The 15,147-nt window shown below is 68.9% G+C and carries 16 protein-coding genes; 9 read left to right on the top strand and 7 right to left on the bottom strand.

The window, feature by feature from the left end; all coding sequences use genetic code 11:
- Positions 1-165 precede the first annotated feature (165 nt).
- Positions 166-828 carry a helix-turn-helix domain-containing protein gene (locus M1L36_RS06555; RefSeq protein WP_250872925.1) on the top strand — a complete coding sequence of 221 codons (663 nt, stop codon included), beginning with the start codon at positions 166-168 and terminating at the stop codon, positions 826-828.
- A 76-nt stretch (positions 829-904) separates the two neighbouring features.
- Positions 905-1,324 (top strand): DUF7344 domain-containing protein, encoded by a 420-nt coding sequence (locus M1L36_RS06550; RefSeq protein WP_250872924.1) that lies wholly within the window; start codon positions 905-907, stop codon positions 1,322-1,324.
- A 50-nt stretch (positions 1,325-1,374) separates the two neighbouring features.
- Here M1L36_RS06550 and M1L36_RS06545 read toward each other — a convergent pair whose 3' ends face one another.
- Positions 1,375-2,232: a lipoate--protein ligase family protein gene (locus tag M1L36_RS06545; protein ID WP_250872923.1), complete on the bottom strand. Its 858-nt coding sequence runs from the start codon at positions 2,230-2,232 to the stop codon at positions 1,375-1,377.
- Between the two features lie 141 nt (positions 2,233-2,373).
- On the opposite strand from M1L36_RS06545, the gene M1L36_RS06540 reads away from it, so the two are divergent.
- Entirely contained in the window at positions 2,374-2,982 is a 609-nt protein-coding gene (locus M1L36_RS06540) for a proteasome subunit beta (RefSeq protein ID WP_250872922.1), read from the top strand.
- Positions 2,979-3,662 (top strand): archaeal proteasome endopeptidase complex subunit alpha, encoded by a 684-nt coding sequence (locus tag M1L36_RS06535; RefSeq protein WP_250872921.1) that lies wholly within the window; start codon positions 2,979-2,981, stop codon positions 3,660-3,662. Before M1L36_RS06540 ends, M1L36_RS06535 begins: the two co-directional genes overlap by 4 nt.
- A 59-nt stretch (positions 3,663-3,721) precedes the next feature.
- Here the strand turns inward: M1L36_RS06535 and M1L36_RS06530 are convergent, their stop codons facing one another.
- The 4 genes from M1L36_RS06530 to M1L36_RS06515 all read right to left on the bottom strand — a co-directional run bounded on the left by M1L36_RS06530 (position 3,722) and on the right by M1L36_RS06515 (position 7,949).
- Positions 3,722-4,564, bottom strand: a complete 843-nt coding sequence (locus M1L36_RS06530) for an ABC transporter permease (protein WP_250872920.1) — start codon at positions 4,562-4,564, stop codon at positions 3,722-3,724.
- Between the two features lie 184 nt (positions 4,565-4,748).
- Positions 4,749-5,714: a DUF7351 domain-containing protein gene (locus M1L36_RS06525; RefSeq protein WP_250872919.1), complete on the bottom strand. Its 966-nt coding sequence runs from the start codon at positions 5,712-5,714 to the stop codon at positions 4,749-4,751.
- 231 nt (positions 5,715-5,945) lie between these two features.
- Entirely contained in the window at positions 5,946-6,536 is a 591-nt protein-coding gene (locus M1L36_RS06520) for a DJ-1/PfpI family protein (protein ID WP_250872918.1), read from the bottom strand.
- A gap of 63 nt (positions 6,537-6,599) precedes the next feature.
- Positions 6,600-7,949, bottom strand: coding sequence for an MFS transporter (locus M1L36_RS06515; RefSeq protein ID WP_250872917.1), 1,350 nt, complete (start codon positions 7,947-7,949; stop codon positions 6,600-6,602).
- A gap of 116 nt (positions 7,950-8,065) precedes the next feature.
- Here M1L36_RS06515 and M1L36_RS06510 point away from each other — a divergent pair, with 116 nt between their 5' ends.
- The 4 genes from M1L36_RS06510 to M1L36_RS06495 all read left to right on the top strand — a co-directional run bounded on the left by M1L36_RS06510 (position 8,066) and on the right by M1L36_RS06495 (position 11,213).
- Positions 8,066-8,650, top strand: coding sequence for a PaaI family thioesterase (locus M1L36_RS06510; protein ID WP_250872916.1), 585 nt, complete (start codon positions 8,066-8,068; stop codon positions 8,648-8,650).
- Positions 8,651-8,778: 128 nt separating this feature from the next.
- Positions 8,779-9,726: a ring-cleaving dioxygenase gene (locus M1L36_RS06505; RefSeq protein ID WP_250872915.1), complete on the top strand. Its 948-nt coding sequence runs from the start codon at positions 8,779-8,781 to the stop codon at positions 9,724-9,726.
- Between the two features lie 99 nt (positions 9,727-9,825).
- On the top strand, positions 9,826-10,128 hold the full coding sequence (gene yciH / locus M1L36_RS06500) for a stress response translation initiation inhibitor YciH (protein ID WP_250872914.1): 303 nt from the start codon (positions 9,826-9,828) through the stop codon (positions 10,126-10,128).
- Positions 10,129-10,307: 179 nt separating this feature from the next.
- The gene (locus M1L36_RS06495) at positions 10,308-11,213 is read left to right on the top strand and encodes a serine/threonine-protein kinase RIO2 (RefSeq protein WP_250872913.1); all 906 of its coding nucleotides are present in this window, start codon (positions 10,308-10,310) and stop codon (positions 11,211-11,213) included.
- Between the two features lie 233 nt (positions 11,214-11,446).
- On the opposite strand, the gene M1L36_RS06490 is transcribed toward M1L36_RS06495, so the two are convergent.
- A complete protein-coding gene (locus M1L36_RS06490) occupies positions 11,447-12,487 on the bottom strand; it encodes an aldo/keto reductase (RefSeq protein ID WP_250872912.1) in 1,041 nt (346 codons plus the stop codon).
- A gap of 76 nt (positions 12,488-12,563) precedes the next feature.
- The gene (locus M1L36_RS06485) at positions 12,564-14,402 is read right to left on the bottom strand and encodes an ABC transporter ATP-binding protein (protein ID WP_305794416.1); all 1,839 of its coding nucleotides are present in this window, start codon (positions 14,400-14,402) and stop codon (positions 12,564-12,566) included.
- Positions 14,403-14,761: 359 nt separating this feature from the next.
- Here M1L36_RS06485 and M1L36_RS06480 point away from each other — a divergent pair, with 359 nt between their 5' ends.
- Entirely contained in the window at positions 14,762-15,112 is a 351-nt protein-coding gene (locus M1L36_RS06480) for a DoxX family protein (protein WP_369694218.1), read from the top strand.
- Positions 15,113-15,147: the final 35 nt, after the last annotated feature.

Genomic DNA, 15,147 nt, shown 5'->3' with positions numbered 1-15,147 from the left:
CGGGCTCGCCTGTCCACCCGGTGTCCATAGACGGTGACAGTATATCACCCGGTCGTCTGTCCGGGTTTCGGTCGCTCCCGATTCGGTGGGCGACGGGACGACACGACCGCTCCGGAGAGCCGATTCGCCGCGACGCTTTTCTCGGTCGGCCGGAAACCAGTGTCGATGACGATAATCGCGGAGTTCACGCTGCACGCCGAGGAGTTCATCCTCGGGCAGGTGCTGTCCCGCGACCCGGACACCAACGTCGAAATCGAGCGGGTCGTGCCCGCCTCGCGGCGTGTGATGCCCTACATCTGGGTCCACGGCGGAGGCCTCGACGCGTTCGAGGCCGCGGTTCGAGCGAGCGAGCACGTCCGTGAACTCGTCGCGCTCGACTACGTCGACGAGAGCGGTCTCTACCGAGTCGAGTGGCGAGCGGACGTCGAGAGTCTCATCTACGGGATGGCCCAGACCGAGGCGTCGATCCTCGAAGCCCGGGGTAACGAGGAGTGGTACTTCCGCATCCGCTTCGACAGCCACGAGGGGTTGACCGAGTTCCACGACTACTGTCTGGACCACGACATCAGCTACAACCTCGAACGAGTGTACACGCTCGTCGAGGGTGAAGAGCAGGGCTACCTGTTCAACCTCACGCCGCCCCAGCGCGAGGCGATGCTGCTGGCGCTCGAACGGGGGTACTTCGAGATTCCGCGCGAGGTGACGCTCGCCGAGTTGGCGAACGACCTCGACATCTCCGAGCAGGCGTTCTCCGAGCGCGTCCGCCGTGCTACGAACAAGGTGCTGTCGAGCGCGCTGTCGAGCCACTCGGTCTCGGACCGCCGGTGAGGCCGCCGCGGCCGACTGATAAATGCCCTGTGCAGAACGGGATAACGACCACCCGAACGCGTCCGGTACGGTTCGCATGGGTGGCACCGACGGCACACCGACGGGCCCCGACGACTGGGACGAACTGTTCCTCGTGCTCGCCGACGAGCGGAGACGCCGACTGCTGGCACACCTCCACCGACACCGCGGGACGCTGGCCGTCTCCTCCCTCGCCGCGTCGCTCGCCGAGAACGATACGGGGCCGACGGCCGGTCCCGACGGGTCCGCCGTCCGCGACAGTCGGAACCGACTGTATCACGTCGACCTCCCGGCGCTCGCAGACCGTGGTCTGGTCGCCTGGGACCGGGAGGCGGGGGCGGTCGAACTCGGCGACCGTGCCGACGAGTTCCCGCTGTTCGACCCGCTCCCGGACGGCCTCGTGGGCACACCGGAACGGAGTGCCCCTCCCACCGAGGCGACACTGCCGGGGCAGGGTGTCGAGAAGACCGACGACTGACCGACGGCGGGACGCTCGGTGCCACGTCGCCACCGACGCTCACCGGCCCGCTAGCGCTCCAGCGGGTCGATGCGTTCGCGGTTCCAGCGGTCGCTGGCGAACTTCTCCCGGGCGATTTCGCGTGCGCGCTCGTGCTCGGCGTCGGTCCACTCGCCCACCTCGGCGTCGGCCCACGTGGCGAGCGCCGATTCGAGCGTCTCCACGCACTCCCCGCGCGTGAGGTCGGCGTGTTCGTCGAGACCGGTGACGCGTTCGCGGAACCGTTCGGCGTTCACCGGCGGGTCGACGAAACAGCCCAGCGTCCGTTCGGCGCGCGAGGAGAAGGTGAGCGAGCCGTGTTGGATGATGCTGTCGCGCCGGCGGTACTGGGCGTTTCCCGAGAGCTTCTGCCCGCGATACATCACGTCGTGGGCCGGGTGGAGCGCTCTGAGGTAGCACGCCGGGTGGTACAACTCGGGGTACGACTCCTCGGCGAAGCCGGCGGGCACGCCCAGCTCCGCACACGCCGTCAACAGCGGTTCACACAGCAGGTCGTACGTCTCCATCAGGTCGCCGGGCAACTCGTCGGCGGGCGCGATGGTCGAGTACGAGACGTCTCCGACCTCGTCGTGGTAGATGGCTCCGCCACCCGTTGGGCGGCGCACCACGTCGATGCCCTCGCGCTCGCAGAACTGCCAGTCGACGTCGTCTGGGTCGTTGCGGTAGCCCAGCGAGAGCGTCGAGGGCGACCACTGGTAGACGCGGACGGTCCGGGGGCCGCCCTCGGCGGCGGTCTCGGCGGCGACGGCGTCGTAGGCCATACACAGCGGGCCTGGCAGCGCCTCCTCGCGAATCAGTCGCCACTCCCGGTCGGCGAGGGCGTCACCGGCCGCCGCGGCACCCGCGTCGTCCCCGCGCGTGTCGGTCATACCCGCCCGTAGCGAGGACGGCGGGAAAGCGGTTGCGCACGGCGCTCGGGTGGCCGCGAGCACCGCCCGTCAGCGCCGCCCCCGCGCCAGCTAAAGAGCGTTTTAGCGAGAACTTATCCGAGGAGCGCCCGCAGTGAGTGTATGGACAAGGTGCTGAAGACCGGGACGACGACGGTGGCGCTGAAAGCCACCGACGGCGTCGTCCTCGCGGCCGACCGCCGCGCGTCGCTCGGCGGGCGGTTCGTCGCCAACAAGAACGCCATCAAGATAGAACCGGTTCACGACCGCGCCGCGGTCACCATCTCCGGGTCGGTCGGTGGCGGTCAGGCGTTCGTCCGCCAACTGCGCGTCCAGTCGGACCTCTACGAGACGCGCCGTGACCGCGAGATGAGCATGGACGCGCTCGCCCAGACCGCCGCGAACGTCATCCGCGGGATGCAGGCCCAGCCGTTGCTCGGTGGCGTGGACGTCGACGGAACGCCCCGCGTGTTCCAGATCGACGGCGCAGGCGGCGTCATCGAGGACGACTACACCGCCAGCGGGAGCGGCATGACCGTCGCCACCGGCGCGCTCGAACGCCTCTACGACCCCGAGATGAGCGTCGAGGAGGCCGTCGACGTCGCCGCCGAGGCCATCGCGGCCGCCAGCGAGCGCGACACCGCCTCCGGAAACGGTATCACGGTGACGCGCATCACCGCCGATGGCGTGCAACAGGATACGTACGACGACACCACGGAGGTCCTCGCATGATGGGTAACAACGACCGGCAGGCGTACGACCGCAACTCGAACATCTTCTCGCCCGACGGGCGACTCTATCAGGTCGAGTACGCCCGCGAGGCGGTGAAACAGGGCTCGGCGAGCGTCGGTATTCGCACGAACGACGGCGTGGTCCTCGCGGCCGCGCGCCGCGTGCGGTCGCCGCTCCTCGAAGAGCGCAGCGTCGAGAAACTGCACAAGGTCGACGAGTTCCACGGCGTCGCCAGCGCGGGCCACGTCGCCGACGCCCGCCAACTCGTCGACGTCGCGCGTCGCGCCGCCCAGGTCGAGCGCCTGCGCTACGGCGAGCCGATCACGACCGACCAGCTCACCACCGAGATCTCCGAGCATATCCAGGAGTACACCCAGTCGGGCGGCACCCGCCCGTACGGCGCGGCACTCCTCATCGCGGGCTTCCAGGATGGCGACGCCCGCCTGTTCGAGACCGACCCCTCGGGGACGGCCATCGAGTGGCAGGCGACCGCCATCGGCGGCGGCTCCGACCGCATCCGCGAGGAACTCGAAGAACAGTACGACCCCGAGATGAGTGTCGAGGACGCCGTCGCGCTCGCTCGCGACGTGCTGACCGACGAGGACGACGAGGACGGCGCGGAGCCGACCATCGCCGTCATCACCGCCGACGGCTACGAACCGCGCGACGGCGGCGAGTAACGCCACCGACCCTTCTCACCGCGCTGTCCGAGCGTCACGGTCCGTCGACCGCTCGTTCCTCACTCGAGGTCGATTCGCTCGAAGCGCACGTAGCCGACCACGAGCGGCACGACGACCCACACGAACAGGACGACGACACCGACCCAGTCCTGGAGGTAGGCCGCACTCGTCCTCGGGGTGAAGACGAGTTCGTGGTACTCTGGTAGCAGGGTTCGGCGCGTGTACACGATTGCGGACGACGGATTCAACAGCCAGACGTACTCCATCCAGCCCGGTAGTTGGGACCCCTCCGGGAGCGTCGGCCCGATGAACAGCACCTGTACCAGGAACATGAATGCGTCCCAGACGATGAAGAACAGCCAGAACAGTCCGGCTGCTCCGAGGAGCGCGCGAAAGCGTGACTTCGTGAACGCCGAGAACCCGATGCCGATGGCGACGTACACCCCACCGTAGAGCACCGACACCGCCGTGTTGACCACGAGCGCCTCGACGTCGAAGTACGCGTACGTCGCCAGTGCGACGATGCCGATGCCGGCGCTCGCGAGCGCGATGACCGTCGCCACGACGGCGAACCGCCCGAGAAACGTCCCGAACACGACTGCACGACGTGTGTTCGGAAGGCTCAACGTGAGTCTGATACTCCCGCTCTCGCGCGCCCCGCCGATGGTGTGGTAGCCGACCAGCAGGCCCAACAGCGGAACGAACGCCGCACCGGGTTGGGTGAGGCTGTTCAACAGTGCGAGCGTGCTCGTCGACGCCTCCCTGGACATGTCGGGGTACGGGACCCACTGAATCACCGCGAAGAACACGGCGATGAGGACGTACAGGCCCGCGAGACCGAGGAGCGTGTACGAGCGGCGACACTCGTGGAACTCCTTTCTCGCGACCGCTCGCAGGCTCATCTGGTGGCTCCGTGGCGCGACGACTCACCGTGTTCGGAGGGGGCGAGCGCGTCACCCGTGCGCCGTCGCACACGGGGCGGGTGGAGGGACGGGCCGACCGAACCGCACGTCGGTCGTGGCGGGACCATACTCGGACGTCGAACGACGACCGCGAAGTACGTTCTGGTGGGGTGACGTGTCGCGCTTACGACGCCGAGCGCGTCCGTCGCTCGGTCTCGACGACGGTGCCGTCCGCGCCGACGAGCACGGACAGCGCCTCCGCGTCGAGTTCCGTCGCGACTCGGACACACCACGGGTCGTCCGACAGCACGCGTTCGGCCCACTCCTCGCCGACGTTCCAGATGGGTCGGTCGCGCAGGTCGACGCCGTGGTCGTGGTAGAAGGAGACGACGGCGGGGTGGTCGAGCACCGCGAGCGTCACCGGACAGCGCAGCGCGTAGCCACACGCCGTACAAGAGAGGGCGAGTCGCGTGGGACGCGCGGCGTCCGCGTCGGTCCCGTCGTCGGTCTGGTCGGCGTCCGTGTAGCCGACCCGCCCGCGGGTCGCCCCGCCACACTCCGGACAGGTGCCGTCGGCGAGCAGACCGACGCGGTGGCGATACAGGCGGTCGAGCGCCCGCGGGAACGACTCGTCGTCGTGGCTGCGGAACCCACCGGGCGGGAACCCCAGCGAGAGGACGGTCCGCTCGCAGGCCGAACAGGTGATGGCGACGGTGTTGTCGTGTGCGCCCGCGTGGAGGCCGGGGTGGTCGTCGCCCTCCGCTCCGTCCACTTCGCCTGCCCCCTCGTCCTCCCCGCCCGCTCCGCAGAACGGACACGGGTCGGCGACGGGCACGGGGTCGCGGTCGACGCTGTCGGTGTACGTCCCGGAGGCGATAGCGCGAGCCATCCGGACGCCGGCGTCGGTCAGCGCGTAGCCGTCGTCGGTCTCTCTGAGGTAGTGGTCGGTCAACTGTCGGAGGTGGTAGGCGAACCCCGCGGAGGTGTCCGCGCCGCTGGCCTCGAACAGCTCCGAGAAGCGCCGACGCGTCGGCATCCCGTCGTCGAGGAGGGCCGCGAGCGTCCGCGTCCGGACCTCGTTGCCGAGCGGGGCGAACGCCTCGCTGGGGGCGGGACCGTCCGCGTCGGCGACACGCTCGCTCTGTGTCATGCCCCGGCGTAGGCCAGCCCCTCGTATAAAAAGTCCGCCCGAGGCGCTCTCGCTTCGACTGTCCCGTTCGTCACCGGCGGCAGAGTCGCCGGCTTCCAGCGAGGCCTTCGGTCCCGTACGACTCCCCGCTCTCACTCCCGAGATTCTCGTTCGCTCGCTGCCGCTCGCTCACTCCGAATCTCGCTGCTCACGGCTCCCGCAGGTCGCCGTTCGCCTATCCGTGGTTCTCGCTCACTCCGTTCGCTCCGAACCACGCTCCCACTCCATCTCGGTCGTCACCTGCTCGGCGACGTCCGCGCCCGCGAATCGCTCGACCAGGTGCAACGCGAGGTCGATGCCCGACGTCACGCCGCCCGCGGTCACCACGTCGCCGTCGTCGACGACCCGCTCCTCGCGTACCTCGACGTCGAACTCGCGGAGGTCGTCGAGCGCACCGCGGTGGGTGACTGCCGGCCGACCGTCGAGCACGCCCGCGTGGGCGAGAACCATCCCACCGGTACAGACCGACGTGACGAGCGCGTCCGTCTCGGCGACGCGGGCGACGGCGTCGGGGAGGTCACCCTGCTCGACCTGCGACCACGCACCCGCCGTCGAGCGGTCGTTCCACCCGCCGCCGGGGACGACGAGCAGGTCCGGATCCGAGAGAACCCCGTCGACGCCGACTCTGAGGCCGTGGCTGGCGGTGACGGTGTCGCGCTCGTCGAGCGTCACGAGCGTCGGTGGGAGGTCACCGCCGGCGCGCGTCGCGTTGGCGAACACCTCGAACGGGCCGATGGCGTCGAGTTCGTCGAACCCCTCGTACAGCACGATTTGGACGTCCATGCTGGGTGCTGGCGCGGCGAGGACATGGCTGTTGGTGCGACCGGCGGTGGGGAGGGTCGTGAATCAGTCGTCGTCGTCGCCGTACCCGCCCTCGGCGGTCGGGCCGCAGAGTGCGTCACACGCGAGGTCCGGGCGGCCGTCGCCGCTGGTGTCGAGGGGCGAGCGCGGCTCGGCGGGCGGGGTCGGGGCCGCCACACCCGGTCCCGTCGCGGGCAGGTAGACGTAGATGAGGAGGGTGATGACCGCCATCACGACGCCCGCGGCGACGGCGCTGGAGGGGTAGCCCGTCGCGGCGTACGCCGTCCCCGCGAGCGCGCCGCCGACGCCGGTGCCGACCTGCCCGACGCCGACGGTGAGGCTCATCAGCGACCCGCGCTGGCTGCCGTCGGCGAGTTCGGTGAGCAGGGTGGTGAACGAACTCGCGCGGGAGGCGAACAGCGCCATCACGACGACGAACACGCCCGCGACGGCGAGGAAGCCCCCGACGGTGCCCGCCAGCGGTGTCGCGGCCATCGTGAGCGCGATGCCGACGCTGGCGACGAGGATGATACGCTTGCGCCCGAGTCTATCCGAGAGACTGCCCGCGAGGGGGCCGACGACGGCGTTCGACAGTCCACCGAGGAGGAAGAGGAGGGCGATGGCGCTCGCGCCGACGAGCAACTCGACCTGGAGCCACGTCGGGAGGAACGTGGTGTACAGCGCCGTCCCGCCGAACATGAGGAAGAAGACGAACGTCGCGACGAGTATCTCGGTTCGGCGGAGCAACGAGGCGTACTCGCCGACGAAAGACCGGACGGTGAGCTTCGACGTCGCGAGCGTCACGTCCGGAGCGGGCAACAGCGTCACGACCAGTGCGAACGCGAACAGCGTCGCCACCGCGAACGCGAGGAACGGCGCGCGGAAGCCGAACTCGGCGGCGAGGAGGGTTCCGATGGGGATGCCCGCGATCTGACCGGCGGCGAACCCGCTGATGACCCAGCCGTTGGCCCACCCGCGGCGTTCGGGCGGGAAGTAGTCGCCGACGTAGGCGATGGCCGCCCCGTTGAGCACGCCGCCGGCGACACCGGCGAGCAGGCGGACGCCGAACAGGCCGAGGAAGTCGCCGGCGAACCAGTGGGCCGCGAGCGCGGCGGTCATCAGGCCCGTGCCAGCGAGGAGGACGGGCCGACGGCCGACGCGGTCGGAGACGGGGCCGACGAGCAGTGCGAACGCGCCGACGGCCACACTGTAGGCGGTGACGAGCGTCCCCAACAGCGCCTCCTCGACGGCCAGTTGCGTCGCTATCTGGGGGATGATGGGGGCGATGAGCATCGCCTGGCTACCGACGCCGAACACGAGCAACCAGAGCGTGAACACGACGAGTCGTGGGTCCGGACCGCGTCTCGCGACTCCGGTGTCGTCCGCTACCGTCACGCGCCCTCCGTACCGACCGGTGAGAACATGACCTCGTGTAGGCGACGCGAGGTGATAGCGTTCGCGTCACCCGGGGTGACACGGGGCTATATCGTCTCGCGGGTGGCTGCATTCGTATGACCGAGCGAACGCTCGAACTCACACTCACCGAGGAGGAACACGACCGACTGACCGACGTGGCCGACGACCCCGAGACGCTGGCTCGCGACGCCCTGTTCGACCGCGTCGAACTCGCCGAGTCCATCGCGTTCACCCAAGACGGCGGCTTCCGGAGTGTGGAGGGGTCGCCGTCGACACGGGAGCAGGGGATGCCCCGCCCGCCCGTCGGCGCGCTCGTCGGGTTCGACATCGAGCACGTCGCCGACGGCGAGTCACGCATCGAGTTCGAGGCCGGCCCCGAACACGCCAACCCGATGGGGACGCTCCACGGCGGCGTCCTCTGTGACGTCGGCGACGCGGCGATGGGAACGGCCTACGCCAGCACGCTCGACGACGAGGCGTCGTTCACCACGCTCGAACTGAAGGTGAACTACCTCCGACCGGTGTGGGACGGCCGCCTGACCGCCACCGGACGGGTCGTCTCGGGGGGCCGCACGGTCGGCCTCGTCGAGTGCGACGTCCACGACGAGGACGAACGCCTCGTCGCCCGCCTCTCCAGTACGTGTCTCACCCTTCGGGGCGAGCAGGCGTCGGGTCGCTGAGGCGGCCGCCCACTGTCCCGCTCTGCCGCGCACCCGGCCTCGCCCGAACTCCCCCCGGTAACACTCGCGTCACCACCCGGCGAGGGTGTCCGCGCCGACTGAAGTGCCTCGGCGTCCTACTGGGAGTAATGCCCGACCAGATTCCCGGTATCCACCACGTCACGGCGATGGCCGGCGACGCCCAGACCAACTACGAGTTCTACACCGAGGTACTCGGTCTGCGCCTCGTCAAGCGCTCCATCAACCAGGACGACCCCTCGACGTACCACCTGTTCTACGCCGACAGCCAGGGCTCGCCCGGCACGAGCATGACGTTCTTCCCGTTCGACGGCATGCCAAGCGGCCAGGTCGGCGCGGGGCAGGTCGGCGTCACCGCCTTCCGCGTCCCCGAGGGCTCGTTCGACTTCTGGACCGACCGTCTCGACGACCACGGCGTCACCCGCGACGACCCCGTCGAGCGATACGGTGAGCGGGTGCTCCCGTTCGAGGACCCCGACGGCCTCCCGCTGGAACTCGTCGAGGGCGACGACGCGGCCGACCCGTGGACCGAGGCGCTCCCCGAGGAGTACGCCATCCGTGGGTTCCACGGCGTCGCGTTGCTCGTTCGCGACCCCGGTCCCACGAGCGAACTGCTGGAGACGATGGGCTACGAACAGGTCGAGGGTGACGCCGAAGACGACCGAACCCGCTACGTCTCCTCGGGCGAGTTGGGGGCGGTGGTCGACCTGATTCCGACCCAGCAGGCCGGCCGCCAGGGCTACGGAACGGTCCACCACGTCGCGTTCCGGACGCCGACCGACGAGGACCAGCAGGCGTGGCGCGAGACGTTCGTCGACATGGGGTTCAACCCGACGCCCGTCATCGACCGCGAGTGGTTCCACTCGGTGTACTTCCGGGGGGGCACCCAGAGCGCCAACACCGGCGGCGTGCTGTTCGAACTCGCCACGCACGAACCAGGGTACACCGTCGACGAACCCCTGGAGGAACTCGGGTCGTCGCTCGTCCTCCCACCGAAGTTCGAGAGCATGCGCGAACAGATCGAGGCGAACCTCCCGCCGCTGGCGACCGACGACTGAGCACGGGCCAGTCGCTCGAAACCCGCAGCGAACGCGTTCGTGTGTCGGATTTCGGACCCGCGGCAGGGTTATACGCGCGAACCGCATAGCTCGGGTGTAGTGACAAAGGACTTCAGTGACGTCACCGGTCTCCCCGACGACCTCGGTATCGGGGACGACCTCGCCCGTGCGGAACAGCAACTCAGCGTCCGCGTCGAGAGCCGACGCTACGGCAAACCGATGACCATCGTCGAGGGGTTCTCCGACGACACGGTCGACCTCAAGGAACTCGCCTCGACGCTCAAACGTCGCCTCGCCACGGGGGGCACCGTCGAGAAGAAGACCCGGACCATCGAACTCCAGGGCGACCACGCCGGCCGCCTCCCCGATATTCTGCGGGACGAAGGCTTCCAGGTCGCCTGACACCGACGCTCTGCCGGCTCACGCCGTCTTCGACTCCGATAGCGACGGCCACGGGCCGACCTCGGTTCGCTCCGTCCCCGAGTTCGCTCCGTCCCCGATTTCGTATCGTGCTATGCGATTCATCGTACCCGTCGCCGCCGACGCGGGGGGCTTTTCCCTCTCGCCCGTGAACGGCGGGTATGGTGCGGAACGTCGCCGATTTCTTCCCCGACCTCCAGACGGAGGACTTCTATCTGCTCTCGGGGCTCGAACACGGGATGCGTTTCTCGGAGTGGGTCGCCACCGAGAAGCTGACCGAGTTCGCTCGCCTCGACGACGAGGAGGTCGAGTACCGCCTCGACCGCTGTGAGGACCGCGGCCTCGTCGAACGCAAGACCATCCAGTACCTCGGCTTTCGCCTCACCTTCGAGGGGTACGACGCGCTCGCGTTGCGGACGTTCGCCGAGCGCGACACCATCGAGGGGTTCGGCGCACCCCTCGGGGTGGGGAAGGAGAGCGACGTCTACGAGGTCCGTTCGTACAAGCCGCTCGCCTTGAAGTTCCACCGCGAGGGCTACACCAACTTCCGGGAGGTGCGCCGCGAGCGCGACTACACCTCCGACAACCGCCACATCTCGTGGTTCTACACCGCCCGGAAGGCCGCCGAGCGCGAGTACGAGGCCCTGGAGACGGTGTACCCCGACGTCCGCGTACCTCGTCCCATCGACCAGAACCGCCACGGCATCGTGATGGAGAAGCTGTCGGGCGTCGAACTGTCGAAGGCGAAACTCGACCCCGACCAGGCGGTCGGCGTGTTGGATCTGATCCTCGACGAGTTGGCGAAGGCGTACGCGGCGGGGTACGTCCACGCCGACATGAGCGAGTACAACGTGTTCGTCGACACCGACGGTGTCACCGTCTTCGACTGGCCGCAGGGCGTCCCGACCGACCACGAGAACGCCGACGAGTTCCTCGAACGCGACCTCTCGAACCTCGTGGGCTACTTCCGCCGGAAACACCCAAACCGTATCGGCGACCCGGACGTCGGCGACGTGGCGCAGGCGCTGCGTGACGACGCCTTCGCGACCGTTCGCGACCACCGCTGAGTCGTCCGCGGCCGTCTTCACCAGCTATCCTCATCGAGCGGCCGCCACGGGCCGTGAGCGGTGGCTTCGTGGTTCGACCGTTCGCCCCGCGATAAATCGCCGCGTGCTATACAGAACTGGCCGCTCGGCCGCCCCCACCGAACTCGCCCGCGTGCTCGGGCACCTTCGACGAGGTCCCGATGGTCCGTCCGGTCGGTCCGGGGTCGCTCTCTCCGGCGACCGCCCCTGGGCGACTACTCGACGTAGTCGTTCGGCGCGTCCAACTGGTCGTACGTCCCCCCGAACAGGATGTTCCGGATGGCAGGCCGCGCGAGGAAGTCGTGGGGGAAGCCCATCTCGACGGCACTCGCCTCGTCGAGACGTGCGAGGTGGTCGTCGGTGAGCGACACGTCCAGCGCGGCGAGGTTGTCGTCGAGTTGGTCGAGCGTTCGCGCCCCGAGGATGGGGACGTACCGGTCGCCCTGTGCGCGGACCCACGCGATGGCGACCTGCGCAGGCGTCACGTCCAGATCCGCGGCGACGTCGACTACCTCGCGAGCGACGCGCTCTTGATACTCCGTCAGGTCGCGACCGGTCGTCGTCACCCGGCCGTCACCCTCCCTCTGGCCGTCGACGTACTTCCCGGTCAACACACCGCCGTCGAGCGGACTCCAGACGAGGACGCCGAGGTCGAGGGCACGAGCCATCGGCAGCAGTTCGCGTTCGACGGTGCGCTCGGTGAGCGCGTACTTGACCTGGATGGCCGAGAACGGCGTCCAGCCACGCTCCGCGGCGAGCGTCTGGGCGCGGGCGACGACCCACGCCGGGGCGTCCGAGAAGCCGACGTAGTGGACTCGCCCCGAGGAGACTACGTCGTCCAGTGCGCGCATCGTCTCCTCGACGGGGGTGACGCCGTCCCAGGCGTGGACCCACAGCAGGTCGAGGTAGTCGGTGTCCAGCCGTTCGAGGGAGGCGTCGACCGACTGGAACAGGTTCTTGCGGCCGTTGCCCGAGGCGTTCGGGTCGCCGTCGCGCGTGCTGAGGCTGTACTTCGTGGCGACGACGAACTCGTCGCGGCGGCCGTCGAGCAGGTCGCCGACGATACGCTCGCTGGTCCCGTTCGTGTAGTTGTTCGCGGTATCGACGACGTTGCCGCCCGCCTCGACGTACCGCTCGAACATCTCTCGGCAGGCGTCCTCGCCCGCACCCCATCCCCAGTCCTCGCCGAACGTCATCGTCCCGAGCGCGAGTTCGCTCACCCGTAGGCCACTGTTCCCGAGCAGTCTGTACCGCATACGACGGGGACGCGGGCAGCGAGGATGAGCACGCCGTCGGTCGGCTTCTCGGACCCTCTCGTGGTGGTGGTCGACGTTACGTCCCGCGGTCGGCGCGAGCGACGACCTGCGCGATGAACTCCTCGGTGGCGTCCGACCCCGCCTGGACGTTCCAGAGCGTGGCGTAGAGGCCGTCTTCGGCGAGCAGTTCGTCGTGGGTGCCGCGTTCGACGACCGCACCGTCGTCGACGACGAGGATGAGGTCGGCGTTCTTCACCGTCGAGAGGCGGTGGGCGATGACCAGCGTGGTGCGGTCGGCAGTCAACCGCGCCAGTCCGCGCTGGATGAGCAGTTCGGTCTCGGTGTCGACCGCGGAGGTCGCTTCGTCGAGGACGAGGATGGCGGGGTCCTGGAGCATCGCACGAGCGATGGCGATGCGCTGGCGCTGGCCGCCCGAGAGCTTCACACCGCGTTCGCCGACGCGCGTGTCGTACTTCTCCGGGAGGTTCTCGACGAACGCGTGGGCCTCGGCGAGTTTCGCGGCGGCCACGACCCCCTCGTCGGTGGCGTCGAAGCTCCCGTAGCGGACGTTCTCGGCGACGGTACCGTCGAACAGGAACACGTCCTGGGAGACGTAGCCGACGTTCGAACGGAGGCTGTCGAGCGCGAGGTCACGTACGTCGACGCCGTCGACGCGAACGGCTCCCTCGTCGACGTCGTAGAGGCGGAGCAGGAGTTTCGCGGCAGTGGACTTCCCCGCGCCGGTCGGCCCGACGAACGCGACGGTGTCGCCCGCGTCGACGGCGAACGAGAGGTTCCGAATCACGGGCCGGTCGGGGAGGTACGAGAACGTCACGTCGTCGTACTCCACGCGGCCCTCGACCGTCTCGCGGACGACGCTGTCCTCGCGGTCCCGGACCTCGACGGGTCGGGAGACGAGGCCGACGATGCGTTCGCCGCTGGCACGGGCGTTCTCGTAGCTGTTGACGATGCGGCCCACGCCCGACAGCGGGTCGACGAACCGCTGGGTCATGAACAGGAACGTGACGAACTCCCCGACGAGCAGCGTTCCGGTGAACGGGCCGGGTGCGCCGCCGACGAGCCACAACCCACCCAGCAGGAAGGTAGCGGCGAACGCGAGGCCTGCCAGCAGGTCCATCGACGGCTGATACAGATATTCGAGTTTCGCGACGGCCCACGTCCGCAGGTAGTACTCCCAGGAGGTCTCGCGGATGCGGTCGGTCTCGTGATTTTCGGTGTGGGCGGTCTTGATGACCTCCATCCCGTCGAGGTTGTTCTCCAGGCGGGTGTTGAGTTCGCCGATGGACGACCGCAGGGCGCGGTATCGGGGACGAATCGTCCGCATGAACCAGTAGGTGAACACCGCGAGGAGCGGCACCGCGACGAGCGTGACGAGCGCGAGTTGCCAGTTGAGCGTGAACAGGACGAACGCGATTCCGAGCACCGTGGCGACGAGTTGGAGCGCGCTCGACACCGTCGACCCGAGGAACATCCGGAGGTTCCGCACGTCGTCGTTGAGGATGGCGAGCACCTGGCCCGTCTGCTTGTCGTCGAAAAAGGCCATGTCGAGGCGTTGCATCGCCTCGTAGCTGTCGACGCGGATGGCGTGCTGGAGGCGGTTGGAGAACAGCGACAGCGCCGCGCCGTTCGTCCACGTGAACACGACCGACGCGAGCAGGGCGGCGACGACGAGACCGACCGAGAACCACACCTCGCCGACCTGTGTCGTCGGCAGCCACGCGCTCGGAACGTACGGAATCGTGTAGGGGACGCTGTCGTCGAACGTCGCGTCGATGGCGACGCCGAGCACGAGCGGTGGCGCGAGGCTGACGAAGCGACCGAGGACGCTCGTGACGACGCCGAGGACGAACAGCGGCCAGTCCGCCCGCGCGTAGCGGACGAACAGGTCGCGCATCGGGTCGCCCTCGACGTCGAACGTCAGCGGGTCGTCCGGCCCGCCCCACCACGGCGGCGGACTCACTCACCCTCCTGCGCGTCGGGACAGGCGGCGCTCGGGTGTGTTCTCATTCACCTCGGGTAAGCCTCACACGCTGATAACGAGAGCGCTACCTGTCACCGCACGCGGTAACACTCGTGTAACTCATAGCGGAGGGCCTCGCCGCCTCACCAACCGATATTCTCCCGACGCCCGTCCGCCGAAGCATGGCAACGACCACAGAGACGACCGGTGCCGACAGCCTCGACGACGTGCCGGCCGAAGAGTCGGCCGAGGACGCCACCGAACGCGTCCCGGACGACGATTCGTTCTTCCGGATGGCCCGTCTGCTGTTCGGTGCGGTGCTCGTGTTCACGGGCCTGAACCACTTCCAGAACACCGAGGGGATGGCGCAGTACGCCGAGGCGAAGGGGATTCCGAACGCCGAGACGATGGTCCCGGTCTCCGGCGGCCTGCTCGTGTTCAGTGGTCTGGGAATCGCGTTCTGGCGCGTCCCCAAACTCGCCGCCGGCGCGGCCGCGACGTTCCTCGTCGCCGCGACCCCGACGATGCACGACTTCTGGAACGCCGACGAGGAGCAGAAACAGACCGAACTCAACGCGTTCCTCAAGAACGTCGCCATGCTGGGCGGTGCGCTCGCGTTCCTCGTCCGGGCCGGCAAGCGGTAGTCCGACCCCGAACCTGACAGCGACACTGGTCACCG

The organism is Halomarina rubra (genome assembly GCF_023699475.1).
GTDB lineage: Archaea > Halobacteriota > Halobacteria > Halobacteriales > Haloarculaceae > Halomarina > Halomarina rubra.
Note: the sequence above shows the minus strand (reverse complement) of the source record. Positions and strands in the feature narration are given on the sequence as shown.